The sequence below is a fragment of the Synechococcus sp. CS-1326 genome (genome assembly GCF_025128115.1).
Classification (GTDB): domain Bacteria; phylum Cyanobacteriota; class Cyanobacteriia; order PCC-6307; family Cyanobiaceae; genus Regnicoccus.
The window spans coordinates 39,035-50,732 of sequence record NZ_JAHLYV010000021.1 but is presented as its reverse complement, the minus strand read 5'-3'; the positions used below and the strand labels follow the sequence as shown (position 1 = coordinate 50,732).

Here is an 11,698-nt window from a genome sequence, read left to right as displayed (position 1 = left end):
GCTTCAGCCTCCCTGACGGAAACCCGTCAACGCCGGGTCAACACCACCGGGGGGTGACACAAGACAGCGGAAGGGAACGGCGGAGAACCCACTGTCCACGGAGAACAGAAGCCGGCGACCATCGATGTTGTCCATGTTCAGATTCTTTTCTGAGCCATGGATTTCCATCCCTGAGATACGCCAGCAATCACCCTGGCCTGAATCCGCGATGCTTCGAAAGCTCAGTCCGACTGTCGCAGGCCCTTCGGCGCGCCCATAACGGATCAGCTCACCCTGCAGGGACCATCCCCCTCGTTCCCGGTCAAACCAGGATCCTTCACGATCAACACGAACTTCCAGACGGGGCTTCTCTCCCCTGGCGGCAGCTGCCACGGGTGCACCACCGTCTCCCAGGCTGAGCATTCGCATCAACAGTTCAGGTCCTGCATCCGGTGCGGGCTCATCGTCGCTGAGAAGCCGTAGCTGGAGGAGCTGGCGGATCTCACTCCGCAGGCCCCTCAGGCGGCCGGACGACCCGCGCCAGTCATAGCTCTCCCGCAACCGGCGAGTAGTAGGCAGCCAGTCGTCATGGGTGACGGGTTCGGCGGCGCGGAAATACTCCTCTGCATCACCAGCGAACTCCCTGCAGTTCTCGAGTTCTTCAGATGGAGGTGTGTGATTCAGCGCGGATCCCACGAGGGCGACTGCGCAGTAACTGCCACCGTCCTGGAGACGAAGCCCTTCGGCGTAGTCCACGACCATCCCGGCACCACGGATCATGGCGATGGTGGAGCGGCAGGGCAGACAGGCCTCACTCGGAGAAACGCGAGTCACACCCACCCGGATCAGAGTTGCCAGAGCCGGGTGAAGGAGCTCCGGCCGTTCCGCCGGCTGAATCCGCCGGGGGAGTGGGAATCCGGTGATATCGATGGCGGCTGAATCACCAGGCACCAGAGCAGGTTCGCCCCCGGGCTCCATGCGTGAGGCAGCCAGGAATGGAGCCCAGAGCCCACTCACCTCAGACCGGCTCTCGAAACTTGCTCTGGATTCGCCTGAAACCAGCACGCGTGAGCGGACCTTCAGTCGGCCCCAGCTGATGGCGGGCCAGAACCACTTCGCTGCAGCCTCGGTGAGATCGCGGCAGAGCTCCTCCGGTTCTCGGATCCCGAGGCTTCCCACGTCATCACGGTCGGGCTCGTGAAACGCCGGAATCAGGAGAGAGGTTCCGCATCCTCGAAGGCCGCCCCGATCGAGTTGGAGCGGGCAGACCGCCTCAGCTGAACGCCAGTCGGAGAGAGCCACGGGAATACCGTCCCGCTCAGCCGCCGCCCCCAGGTAGGCGCCATCCAGGAAGGCCTCGCCATCAAGTTCATGGGCAGGCAGCTCACTTCGGCCGAACACCCGAAGCCCTCTGTCCTCCATGCCCTGTACAGAGGATGAGAAAAGCACCGTGAGAAGACGGGAGTGCATCCAGCTGACCGCCTTGCCGAGGCCGAAGCTGCCGCCTCGTCCGGTCTCCTCTCCTGTTGAGAAATTCTGGACGCAGAGACGCCGGAAGTTGCCTTCCTCATCCCAGTCGTCTCCGCTCAACCCCGTTGTGCCGCTGTCACTGATGCGGAGGCAGACCAGAGTTTCGGCCTCCATCGCCTCAAGACCGGCGCGCAGGGTCAGCGCTGCTCCACCTCCCCCTCGCACGGCAGCCAGATGGGGACGCAGCGCCTCCCAGTTCATGGCGGAGAGAAAAGCATCACGCTCCTGCCCTCGAAGAAGGATCAGGTCGAAACAGACCTCCGCAGCCTTTCGGCCGAGGCGCTGATCCGTGCTGTTCTGGCAGATCTCCCGTACGAGGGTCTCCAGGAGAGTCCGTCTGCGCTGGCTGCCACCGCCCTCGAACAGTTCAGCGGCAGCACTGCCACCGCTTGATCTTCCCTGTCCGAGCGCAGGGGTCGTGACCCATGTGAGCTGCGCAGCCATGGCGTCTGAAAGTTGTGGGAACACTAGATGCAGCGTCGGAGAGATCATAGGGAACAGGCGTACTGCTGCCCAGTAGCCAGTGCCACCTTTCCTTCGGGCCGTACCAGCAGAGCCTCGCCACCTTCCGCCAGGTGCTGCGCAATGGCTCCTTCGGCGAGCTGCTGGTGGATGGCCAGCGTCCTGGCCAGTGGCAACCTGTGTTCGCCTCGGTGCAGTCGCTCGCGGGGGTCGATCCGGCGGGCCTGGCGCCGGGCACGTTCGACGTGGTGATCGTCGATGAGTTCCACCACGCCGCCGCCTCCAGCTACGAGCGCTGGCTGGCCCACCTGGCGCCGTGTCTGCTGCTCGGCCTCACCGCCACCCCCGAACGCACAGACGGGCTCGACATCCTCCATTGGTTCGGCGGCCACAGCGCCGCTGAGCTGCGCCTCTGGAGCGCCCTCGACCAGGGCCTGCTGGCGCCCTTCCACTACTTCGGCCTCCACGACGGCACCGACCTCTCGCGCATCGAATGGCGCCGCAACGGCTACGCCACCGAGGCCCTCTCCAACCTCTACACCGCCGACGACGCCCGCCTGCGCCTGATCCTGCGCGAACTCGAGGGCAAGATCACCAACCTGCACGCCATGCGGGCCCTGGGCTTCTGCGTGAGCGTGGAGCACGCCGGCTGGATGGCCCGCAAGTTCACAGGCGCCGGCCTGCGCGCCGCCTCCCTCGATGCCTCCAGCTCCCGCGACGAGCGCGCCGAGCAGATCCGCCGCCTCAGGTCCGGTGAGCTGCAGATCCTCTTCGCGGTGGATCTGTTCAACGAAGGGCTCGACATCCCCGAGATCGACACCGTGCTGTTCCTGCGGCCCACCGAGAGCGCGATCGTGTTCCTGCAACAGCTCGGCCGCGGTCTGCGCCTCTGCCCGGGCAAGAGCTGCCTCACGGTGCTCGACTTCATCGGCCAGGCCCACCGCCGCTTCCGCCACGACCTCCGCTACCGCGCCCTGCTCGGCGGCACCCGCGACCAGCTGCGCCAGCAGATCGAAACCGGCTTCCCCTTCCTCCCCGCCGGCTGCAGCCTCCAGCTCGATCGCGTCTCCACGGAGCGGGTGCTGGCCAACTTGCGCGAGTCGCTGCCCACGCGCCGGCCCCAACTGCTGGCGGAATGCCGCCGCCTGGGGCGCTGTTCCCTGGCGTCGCTGCTGGAGGGGCTCGGGATGGAGCTGGGGGAGTTTTATCGGGTGGCGGGGTGTTGGGCGTTGCTGCAGCGGGAGCTGGGGTGGGGGGTGACGGGTGCGGCCTCGGGTGTGCCCACGGCGGATGAAGAGCGGTTGGGGCGGGGCATCGCCGGCGGCCTGCTGCATCTCGACGACCCCGAGCGCCTGCGCTGGCTGGTGGATCAGCTGCAGCGGCCCGTGGCGCCCGATCCGGCGGGGTTGGAGCTGTGTGCGGAGCGTCAGTGGCGGATGCTGCTGGCCCAGCTCTGGGGCAGTGGCCGCCAGCACCTGCCCCTGCCCGAAGCCCTGGTGCGGCTCTGGGCCGCCTCTGCCATCCGCGCCGAGCTGGTGGAGCTGTTCGCGCTGCTGCTGGAGCGCACCGATCACCTGGTTGCGCCGCTCGCCTGGGGGTTTCTGGCGGCTGGCGAACCAGCCCCGCCGGTGCCCCTGAAGCTCCATGGCCGCTACTCCCGCGCCGAGGTGTTCGCGGCGTTCGGCTTGCTGAACGAAGCCCGCCCCTTCCCCGGCCGGGAGGGGGTGTTCTTTGATGAGGCCACGCGCTGCGACGTGTTCTTCATCACCCTGAAGAAGAGCGAGCGTTTGTTCTCCCCCACTACCCGCTACAACGACTACGCCATTTCCCGAACTGAGTTCCACTGGGAGAGCCAGAGCCTCACCCGCCAAGCCTCCGCCACCGGGCAGAGATACATCCACCACCGAGAGCGCGGCAGCCGGGTGCTGTTGTTTGTGCGGGAGGAGAACAAGCGCGGCGGCGTCACGCTGCCGTTTCTGTGCCTCGGCTTTGCCGACTACGTGAGCCATGAAGGCGAACGGCCGATGGCGATTCGCTGGCGGCTGCAGCGGGCGATTCCGGGGGCGTTCTATCCGGAGCTGGCGGTGGCGGTTTGAGGGGGCGGTTCAACTGACTTCAGGAAGAGTCCTCAGCCATCCAGAAAGCCGCTGCCTCACCCCTTTGGTGATGGCCACGGCACTGGCGGCGTCATCCGCATTTGCCTCCATCCCCGGGTAGCGAAAGATCACCCCTCCCTGGGTGATCCGGCTCAGATCAGAAGGATCAGCTTCCCAATCCGGCATCAAGATCTTAAGTTGCCTGGAGAGTTCCCGAAGATCATGGATTTTCTGCACAGACTCCCCATGGGCAATCAGAGCTGCCTTGAAATACTTTTCCAAGCACTGCTGAGCATGAAAAACTACGGCATCTTCATGCCCTGGCTGGTGGTGCAACAACTCCATGGCGCGCCAATCCCCTTCGGCCTTGCTGATCCACTCATCAACAACAGGATTGCGCTCAGCCATACAGCACCACCCCATGATCAAGGGCTGCACGGATGAAAGGGTCTCCCCAGCGATAGCGCCTGGGGATGTCCTCGGGCCGCCAAAGCAGCATGTCCAGAGGGAACTCGGGGTGGCAAACCTCGCAGATTTCCAGAATCTTCTCCAGGGCTCTTCCTTCGAAGGGCATCACCACCAGCAGATCGGCATCCGATCCCAGTCCGGCCGTTCCTCGTGCCATCGAGCCGAACAGAATCACCTGCTCCGGGGCGAACGCCTCCACCAGACGATCGGTGAAGGCCTTTAGAGCTTCTTGGGTGATGAGTGGTGCCTTTGGCATCGCTCCATCATCGCCGGCAACGCCAGGGCCATCACCTGCAGCCTGGCCAACCGCCGCTTCCGGCACGACCTCCGCTACCGCGCCCTGCTCGGCGTCTCCACTGAGCGGGTGCTTTCAAATTTGCGCGAGTCGCTGCCCAGCCGCCAGCCCCAGCTGCTCGCCGAATGCCGCCGGCTCGGAGCCTGCTCGCTGGCGGCGCTGCTCGACGGGCTCGGGATGAGTTGGGGGAGTTTTATCGGGTGGCGGGGTTTGATCTGTTGGCTGAGCGTCAGTGGCGGATGCTGCTGGCCAAGTCGTTGGTGCGGCTCTGGGCCGCTGCTGCCATCCGCGCTGAGCTGGTGGAGCTGTCTGGGCTCCTGCTGGAGCGCACCGACCACCTGGTGGCGCCGCTCGATTGGCCGTTTCTGGCCGATGGCGAACCTGCTCTCCCGGTGCCCCTGAAGCTCCACGGCCGCTACTCCCGCTCTGAAGTGTTTGCGGCGTTTGGGTTGTTGAACGAAGCCCGCTCCTTCCCCGGCCGCGAGGGTGTCTTCTTCGATGAGGCGTCGCGTTGCGAGGTGTTCTTCATCACCCTGAAGAAGAGTGAGCGCTTGTTCTCCCCACCACCCGCTACAACGACTACGCCATTTCCCGCACTGAGTTCCACTGGGAGAGCCAGAGCCTCAGCCGCGAAGCCTCAGCCACCGGCTAGCGCACCATCCACCACCGAGAGCGCGGCAGCCGAGTGCTGTTGCTGGTGCGGGAGGAAAACCGGCGCGGTGGCGTCACGCTGCCGTTCCTGTGCCTGGGCTTTGCCGATTATGTGAGCCACGAAGGCGAGCGGCCGATGGCGATCCGTTGGCGGCTGCAAAGGGCCATTCCTGGGGGCTTCTACCCGGAGCTGGCGGTGGCGGTTTAGCCTCGTGCCAGACCACTCCTGAGCGTTCCCAGTAGGCCATGGACGTCAGTGCAGAAACGTTGATCAGCCAGTTACGCCAGCACGCGCCCGTCTGGAGTGAGCGTTTCGGCGGGCACAGCCTGCGATTATTCGGCTCCTGGGCGCGTGGCACAGCAACATCGAGCAGCGATGTGGATCTGCTGGTGGCCTTCGACGGCCCTGCCACCGCCAGACGCTTCTATGGCCTTCAGCTGTTCCTGGAAGATCTGCTCCAGCAACCTGTCGATCTGGTGACAGAACAAGCACTCCGGCAGGAGCTCAGACCTGCAGTGGAGGCGGATGCCATCCCCCTCTGACGACAATCCGAAACGTGACTGGCGCCTCTATGCGCAGGACATGGATCGGTTTGCCCATCGTGCCGTGAGCTACTGCGCTGAGCTGGACCGTGCGCAGTTCGAGGCAAATCAGCTGATGCAGGACGCCGTTCTTCGCAACATCGAGCTGATCGGCGAGGCCGCCACTCGCATCCCAGAGGAGATCATCGCGATGCGCAATCAACTCATCCACGCCTACCTGGGGGTCGATCTTGATGTGGTATGGGATGTGATCCAGGTGGAATTGCCGCTGCTGATCCTTCAGCTGAAGACCGTTCTGTCCTGACGAACTGCCTGGTCCTGAGGGAATGAGAAGCCTCCTGGATCCAACGCAAAGGCGTGCGCTGGCACCAGCCCACCATCATCGGCCTTCTGTTCATCACCCTGCGCAAAAGCGAAGCCCTCTCCTCCCCAACCACCCGCACCCGCGACCTGGCCCTCGGCCCCTCCCGGTTCCATTGGCAGAGCCAGAGCACCGGCGCGGCGGCGTCACGCTGCCGTTTCTGTGCCTGGGCTTTGCCGACTACGTGAGCCACCAGGGCGAACGCCCGATGGCGATTCGCTGGCGGCCATAGCGGCAGATTCCTGCAGCGTGGCTGCCGGTGATGGGGTTGGCTGTTTAGCTTTGACCTATGGACATCCAGGCACAGATCACCATCAACCCGGCGGTGCGCTTCGGGAAGCCATGCGTTCGCGGCACCCGACTCACCGTGGGGGATGTCCTCGGTTATCTGGGTAGTGGCATGAGTGAAGCGGAACTGCTGGAGGATTTCCCGCAGCTCAGCCATGACGACGTGCTCGCCTGCCTTGCCTATGCGGCAGACCGGGAACGTTGCCTGATCATCCATTCCTCCTCGGCGGCATGAGCGTCCGCTTGCTGCTGGACGAGAACCTCTCAGAACGTCTGCTGCCACTGCTCTCAGGTCGGTTTCCGGAACCAACCCATGTGCGGCTGCTTGGCCTCGGTGGAGCTGATGATCTGACGATCTGGGAACGGGCTCGCTCTGAGGACGTCCTGTTGGTGACCAAGGACGAGGATTTTCTCCGGCTCAGCGTGTCCCGTGGTTTTCCCCCAAAAGTGATCTGCCTGGCGATCGGCAATGCCGGCAATGCAGCCACAGCCGCTCTGCTTCTGAACAATCTCGAGGCGATCGAAGCGTTCGCGACCCATCCAGAGGCCGGCTTTCTTCTCCTCAGCCCTGAAGCTCAGACGCCATAAGGATAGGCGGAGCGCCAGTGCCGCGTGCTGCTGGCCGAAGGCCTGTTGTGGCTCTGGGCTACCGCCAACCTCCGCGCCGAGGTATTTGCGGCGTTTGGCTTATTGACCGAAGCCCGTCCCTTCCCCGGCCGCGTAGCCGATGGCTTCTGCGCAGCAGTTGGGGTGTTCTTTGATGAGGCGTCGCGCTGCGACGTGTTCTTCATCACCCTGAAAAAATCCGAGCGGTTGTTCTCCCCCACCACCCGCACCAACGACGTCGCCATCTCCCCGCTGGAGTTCCACTGGGAGAGCCAGAGCCTCAGCCACCGGCCAGCGCACCATCCACCACCGCGCCCGCGGCAGACGCGTGATGCTTGTTCGTGCGGGAGGAAAACAAGCGCGGCAGCGTCACGCTGCCGTTTCTGTGCCTGGGCTTTGCCGACGACGTGAGCCATGAAGGCGAGCGGCCGATGGCGATTCGCTGGCGGCTGCAGCGGCCGATTCCGGGGGGCTTCTATCCGGAGCTGGCGGTGGCGGCTTAAGGGAACCCACGACTCCACTAACCTGACCCCATGGACACGGCTGCCCCACTGCTGCCCTTGCTGGTCGACCGGCTTGAGCCGCTCAGGCACCTGTGCGATCGCTACGGCGTGGATCGGCTTGAAGTGTTCGGCTCGGCGGCGAAGGGCCTGTTTGACCCTGCCAGCAGTGACCTGGACTTCATCGTGCAGATGACGGGCCAACGAGAACCGGGCTATGCCCGGCGCTTCTGTTCCTTCGCCGATGAATTGGAAGCCCTCTTTGGCCGTCCAGTGGATCTCCTGACGGAATCCATGATCCACAATCCCTTTTTCCGCAAAGACGTGGACGCGTCACGGCGGCTTCTCCTGGAACTCTGAACATGCGAAGGGAGGCGCTGAAACGCCTGCTTGACGCCTTTGAGGCCATCGAGGCGATTGAGCGCTTCATTGAGAACTGCACCCTTGATCACTACCTTGACGATGAACTGATCCAATCAGCAGTGGAACGTAAGTTCGAAATCATCGGAGAGGCACTCAAGCGGGCCCTGGATGCCGATCCCAGCGTTCTTGACGTCATCCCCGATCTCCGCCGCATCGTGGGTACCCGCAACAGAATCATTCATGTCTACGAAACCGTGGATCAGCTGATCCTCTGGGATGCAATCCAGAATGACCTCCCTGGCCTCAAAACCTCTCTGCAGGATGTACTCAGCAATAACGCCCCAATGCCTTAGCCAGCGACTTGAAAGCATCCAACGCCTGAATGGGCCTGGTCCTCCCCATCACTCGAGATGCGGCTTCTCCACGTGCCGTTCCTGTGCCTGCTCATTGCCGGATCCATGAGCCACGAAGACGAGCGGATCGTTTTGGTTGAAGAGCGGCGATTCGCTGGCGGCTGCAGCGGCCGATTCCGGGGGCGTTCTATCCGGAGCTGGCGGTGGCGGTTTGAGGGGGCGGTGTGAGCACCCACCACGTCAGTCAGTTTGTTCACTCTTCCTGCTGTTCTGAGCCAAGCAGAATCCGCAGGGCCTGCCTCAGATTGCTGGCCAATTCCACCTGTTCTGCCTGTTCCTCGGCTGAGGTTTAAAACCCGGATAGCGAGCGAGCACCGCTCCTGAGGACAGATCAGCCAGTTCCTCACCATCCCAGCTCCATTGTCCATCCACAGCTTCCAGTTGGCGAGACAGGATGGCCGGGTCATGGATCTTGTCGACCGTATGCCCGAGCTGGATCAACCGGGCTTTGAGCAGTTTCTCCACACATTGCTGGGCGTGAAAGACCACCGCATCGCGCAAGCCGGGTGTGTTCCTGGTCAGGAGGATCTCCAGTACTTCCCAATCGCCCTCGGCCTTGGCAATCCACCCCGGAACGGCCGACCAGGGTTCAGCCATGCAGCAGCTCGCCATGGTCAAGCGCCTCGCGCACAACCGGATCGCCCCCCCGGTAGCGAAGCTCAATCTCCTCTGGCCGCCGCACCAGGAGATCCAGGGGGAATCGCACCTGGCAGAGTCGGCGTATTTCACGGATCTTGGCTAGGTGGCGTCCCTCGAAGGGCATCACCACCAAGATGTCCGCATCCGAATCCCAGCGCGCTTCTCCACGAGCCAAAGAACCGAACAGGATCACCTTCTCGGGGGCGTAGCACTCCACCAGCCGCTGCGTGAAAGCAAGCAGCGCCTCGCGGGTCACCAGAGGTGTCGGGGTGGTGGTCATGGGCTCCATCATCGCGAAGCTTCCATGGGCAGGCCATTGGGCTCTTGGCCCACTGCACCGGCGAACGGAGACTGGCGGCGATCCTGGAAGGGCTCGGTTGGAGCTGATCCGGCGGGGTTGGATCTGTATGCGGAGCGTCAGTGGCGGATGCTGCTGGCCCAGCTCTGGGGTAGTGGCCGAAGCCATGTGCCCCTGAAGCTCCACGGCCGCTGCTCCCGCGCTCGCTGAGGTGTTTGCGGCGTTTGGCTTGCTGAACGAAGCCCACCCCTTCCCCGGCCGCGTAGCCAAGGGCTTCTGCGCAGCAGAGAGAACCGGCGTGGGCGGCGTCACGCTGCCATTCCTGAGCCTGGGCTTTGCCCATTATGTGAACCACGAAGGCGAGCGGCCGATGGCGATTCGCTGGCGGCTGCAGCGGGCGATCACGGGGGCCTTCTATCCGGAGCTGGCGGTGGCGGTTTAGCGTCACCAGGTATGCACACAGCGCACAACAGGCCTGGAGCGACCATGCGTCTCGCGGAGCTGCAACAACTGGCCCCACAGCTCCATGAACTGCTCGCCCGCCATGGCGCCAGCAATCCGGCGGTGTTCGGCTCCGTGGCGCGGGATCAGGCCGTGCCCAGCAGTGATGTGGATCTGCTCGTGGACCTTCCCGCCGGCGCCAGCCTGTTCGACCGGGCCGAACTCAAATCCGCTCTGGAGGATCTGCTGCTCACCCGGGTGGATCTGATCCGCCGCCGCAACCTCAAGCCTGATCTGAAAGCCACTGTGGAAGGCGAAGCCATTCCCCTGTGATGGACGCGCGGGATCGCCAGGCTCTGATCGATATCCTGTCTGTTCTCGATCGGGCTCTGGGCTACCCGATTGAAAATGCCGAGACCTTCAGGGAGAAGGATTATCTCCAGGATGCCGTCATTCGATGTCTTGAGATTCTTGGCGAAGCCACCAAGCGTCTCAGTCCTGAGTTGAGATTGCTTCACACTGATGTGCCCTGGCGGACGATGGCAGGGATGCGCGATGTGCTGATCCACGCCTACGACGTGGTGGATCTTGAGGAGGTATGGATGGCCTACCAGCGCTTTCCGGAGATCCGTCGCGAGATCGACGCGATCCTGAATCAGGGCTGAGGCCGCTAGCGACATGGGCGACAAGGGCGAAAGGCTGATGGTGGGTCAGATTTCATGGGTGGTGTGAACGCCTCGGCAGACGCACCGGCTCAATCGAAGCAGCGGCTACGGCCGGAGGGCGTTGACCTGGCCGGGCTCAATGAAGCCCTCGGGCTCCACCTGTTGCGGCTGATCCCTGTTGCAGCTGATCGACGTTCAGGCCGGGCTCTCGCTGGGTAGGAACCGCTGGATGAACGCGGCCAACGGCATGGGGTTGCAGCGCATGTGCCAGTTCTTTCCCTCCGGCAGCCGCCGCCAGCACTGCACCTGAATCGAGGGATCGGCGCTGTTGATCAGTTGCACGTGGTAGCGGTACTCGGCATCGCCGCAGTGCTCTGGGTGGGCCAACGGTTCTGCAGCGGCCTGGGTGCTGCGAAAGGAGCGGAGGAAGGCCGAGGGCTCATCCCCGAGTTGCAGGGCTTGGCTCAATCGCCAGGCGGCACCGGTCGGGTAGCCGTCGTGGTGAAGGTAGAGGTGGTGATCCTGTTCGCCGGTAAAGCCGGAGAAGGTGTAGACGGCGCGGGTGGCCAAGGAAGGCGTGGGTAGCTGCGCTCACCAGTGCCCCCTCCGTAACGCCTCCAGCTCCCGCCAGGAGCACGATTGAGTACCTCCAGATGCTCGGTCACAGCCCAGGTGAGCTCCTTCAATGCAATCTAGAAGCGGGCCTTCGGGCTCCATTGAGATCACTGAGCAGTTGGGTGCACTGCTCCAAAAGAGCTGTCAGATTGCCCTGGATCACGCCCCAGACGAGCTGATCATTGATGGTGAACTCCCGCTCAACAGCGGAGCGAATCAGGCGGCTCTTGCTGTAGTCGTCGAGGCTGATGCGATCGCTGAGAAAGGCCCGAGGATCACGCTTCATCAATCAGCTGCTTCGACGCCTCGATCGTGCGGCGCACATAGGGATTGCGCACGGCATCGGCCATCACCAGATCCACCGACTTGCCTGTGATCGAGGCAAGTTGTTGCTCCAGGCCGAAGTAAGCGCGCACCAGGTCTCCGGGTTCGATCGGCTGAAACTCCACCAACAGATCCAGGTGGCTGCGGCTGGGCGAGGGCGA

Annotated in this window: 21 protein-coding genes; 13 read left to right on the top strand and 8 right to left on the bottom strand. The window is 63.7% G+C overall.

The features are described from left to right. Positions 1–3 precede the first annotated feature (3 nt). On the bottom strand, positions 4–1,953 hold the full coding sequence (locus KQ307_RS07250; protein ID WP_259727491.1) for a hypothetical protein: 1,950 nt from the start codon (positions 1,951–1,953) through the stop codon (positions 4–6). 62 nt (positions 1,954–2,015) lie between these two features. Here KQ307_RS07250 and KQ307_RS07245 point away from each other — a divergent pair, with 62 nt between their 5' ends. Further along, positions 2,016–4,067 (top strand): DUF3427 domain-containing protein, encoded by a 2,052-nt coding sequence (locus KQ307_RS07245; protein WP_399254022.1) that lies wholly within the window; start codon positions 2,016–2,018, stop codon positions 4,065–4,067. Between the two features lie 9 nt (positions 4,068–4,076). On the opposite strand, the gene KQ307_RS07240 is transcribed toward KQ307_RS07245, so the two are convergent. Together KQ307_RS07240 and KQ307_RS07235 are read right to left on the bottom strand one after the other, a co-directional pair. After that, positions 4,077–4,475, bottom strand: a complete 399-nt coding sequence (locus tag KQ307_RS07240) for a HEPN domain-containing protein (protein WP_259727489.1) — start codon at positions 4,473–4,475, stop codon at positions 4,077–4,079. After that, a complete protein-coding gene (locus KQ307_RS07235; RefSeq protein ID WP_259727488.1) occupies positions 4,468–4,791 on the bottom strand; it encodes a nucleotidyltransferase domain-containing protein in 324 nt (107 codons plus the stop codon). Before KQ307_RS07235 ends, KQ307_RS07240 begins: the two co-directional genes overlap by 8 nt. Positions 4,792–4,955: 164 nt before the next feature. On the opposite strand from KQ307_RS07235, the gene KQ307_RS07230 reads away from it, so the two are divergent. The 9 genes from KQ307_RS07230 (at position 4,956) to KQ307_RS07190 (ending at position 8,495) form a co-directional block, all read left to right on the top strand. Further along, on the top strand, positions 4,956–5,597 hold the full coding sequence (locus tag KQ307_RS07230; RefSeq protein ID WP_259727487.1) for a hypothetical protein: 642 nt from the start codon (positions 4,956–4,958) through the stop codon (positions 5,595–5,597). Between the two features lie 130 nt (positions 5,598–5,727). Next, the gene (locus tag KQ307_RS07225; RefSeq protein WP_259727486.1) at positions 5,728–6,024 is read left to right on the top strand and encodes a nucleotidyltransferase family protein; all 297 of its coding nucleotides are present in this window, start codon (positions 5,728–5,730) and stop codon (positions 6,022–6,024) included. Then, on the top strand, positions 6,008–6,328 hold the full coding sequence (locus KQ307_RS07220) for a DUF86 domain-containing protein (RefSeq protein ID WP_259727485.1): 321 nt from the start codon (positions 6,008–6,010) through the stop codon (positions 6,326–6,328). The genes KQ307_RS07225 and KQ307_RS07220 overlap by 17 nt, the downstream gene beginning before the upstream one ends. Positions 6,329–6,381: 53 nt before the next feature. Further along, positions 6,382–6,573: a hypothetical protein gene (locus KQ307_RS07215; protein ID WP_259727484.1), complete on the top strand. Its 192-nt coding sequence runs from the start codon at positions 6,382–6,384 to the stop codon at positions 6,571–6,573. Positions 6,574–6,674: 101 nt separating this feature from the next. Further along, a complete protein-coding gene (locus KQ307_RS07210; RefSeq protein ID WP_259727483.1) occupies positions 6,675–6,908 on the top strand; it encodes a DUF433 domain-containing protein in 234 nt (77 codons plus the stop codon). Next, entirely contained in the window at positions 6,905–7,261 is a 357-nt protein-coding gene (locus KQ307_RS07205; RefSeq protein ID WP_259727482.1) for a DUF5615 family PIN-like protein, read from the top strand. The genes KQ307_RS07210 and KQ307_RS07205 overlap by 4 nt, the downstream gene beginning before the upstream one ends. A gap of 359 nt (positions 7,262–7,620) precedes the next feature. Beyond that, the gene (locus KQ307_RS07200; protein WP_259727481.1) at positions 7,621–7,782 is read left to right on the top strand and encodes a hypothetical protein; all 162 of its coding nucleotides are present in this window, start codon (positions 7,621–7,623) and stop codon (positions 7,780–7,782) included. Between the two features lie 57 nt (positions 7,783–7,839). Further along, a complete protein-coding gene (locus tag KQ307_RS07195; protein ID WP_259727480.1) occupies positions 7,840–8,139 on the top strand; it encodes a nucleotidyltransferase family protein in 300 nt (99 codons plus the stop codon). A gap of 2 nt (positions 8,140–8,141) precedes the next feature. Beyond that, complete coding sequence (locus tag KQ307_RS07190; protein ID WP_259727479.1) at positions 8,142–8,495, top strand: DUF86 domain-containing protein; 354 nt, start codon at positions 8,142–8,144, stop codon at positions 8,493–8,495. Between the two features lie 300 nt (positions 8,496–8,795). On the opposite strand, the gene KQ307_RS07185 is transcribed toward KQ307_RS07190, so the two are convergent. Together KQ307_RS07185 and KQ307_RS07180 are read right to left on the bottom strand one after the other, a co-directional pair. Further along, the gene (locus KQ307_RS07185; protein ID WP_259727478.1) at positions 8,796–9,152 is read right to left on the bottom strand and encodes a HEPN domain-containing protein; all 357 of its coding nucleotides are present in this window, start codon (positions 9,150–9,152) and stop codon (positions 8,796–8,798) included. Next, entirely contained in the window at positions 9,145–9,474 is a 330-nt protein-coding gene (locus tag KQ307_RS07180; RefSeq protein WP_259727477.1) for a nucleotidyltransferase domain-containing protein, read from the bottom strand. The genes KQ307_RS07185 and KQ307_RS07180 overlap by 8 nt, the downstream gene beginning before the upstream one ends. A gap of 229 nt (positions 9,475–9,703) precedes the next feature. Between KQ307_RS07180 and KQ307_RS07175 the strand changes: the two genes are divergently transcribed. From KQ307_RS07175 to KQ307_RS07165, 3 genes are read left to right on the top strand one after another with little or no spacing between them, the layout of a single operon-like run. Beyond that, a complete protein-coding gene (locus KQ307_RS07175; RefSeq protein ID WP_259727476.1) occupies positions 9,704–9,934 on the top strand; it encodes a hypothetical protein in 231 nt (76 codons plus the stop codon). 44 nt (positions 9,935–9,978) lie between these two features. Then, positions 9,979–10,266 carry a nucleotidyltransferase family protein gene (locus KQ307_RS07170; protein WP_259727475.1) on the top strand — a complete coding sequence of 96 codons (288 nt, stop codon included), beginning with the start codon at positions 9,979–9,981 and terminating at the stop codon, positions 10,264–10,266. Further along, a complete protein-coding gene (locus tag KQ307_RS07165; RefSeq protein WP_259727474.1) occupies positions 10,266–10,598 on the top strand; it encodes a DUF86 domain-containing protein in 333 nt (110 codons plus the stop codon). Before KQ307_RS07170 ends, KQ307_RS07165 begins: the two co-directional genes overlap by 1 nt. A 195-nt stretch (positions 10,599–10,793) precedes the next feature. On the opposite strand, the gene KQ307_RS07160 is transcribed toward KQ307_RS07165, so the two are convergent. The 3 genes from KQ307_RS07160 to KQ307_RS07150 all read right to left on the bottom strand — a co-directional run bounded on the left by KQ307_RS07160 (position 10,794) and on the right by KQ307_RS07150 (position 11,662). Then, positions 10,794–11,168, bottom strand: a complete 375-nt coding sequence (locus tag KQ307_RS07160; protein ID WP_259727473.1) for a hypothetical protein — start codon at positions 11,166–11,168, stop codon at positions 10,794–10,796. Positions 11,169–11,280: 112 nt separating this feature from the next. After that, positions 11,281–11,499: a hypothetical protein gene (locus KQ307_RS07155; protein WP_259727472.1), complete on the bottom strand. Its 219-nt coding sequence runs from the start codon at positions 11,497–11,499 to the stop codon at positions 11,281–11,283. Continuing rightward, entirely contained in the window at positions 11,489–11,662 is a 174-nt protein-coding gene (locus tag KQ307_RS07150) for a hypothetical protein (protein WP_259727471.1), read from the bottom strand. Before KQ307_RS07150 ends, KQ307_RS07155 begins: the two co-directional genes overlap by 11 nt. Between the last annotated feature and the right edge of the window lie 36 nt (positions 11,663–11,698).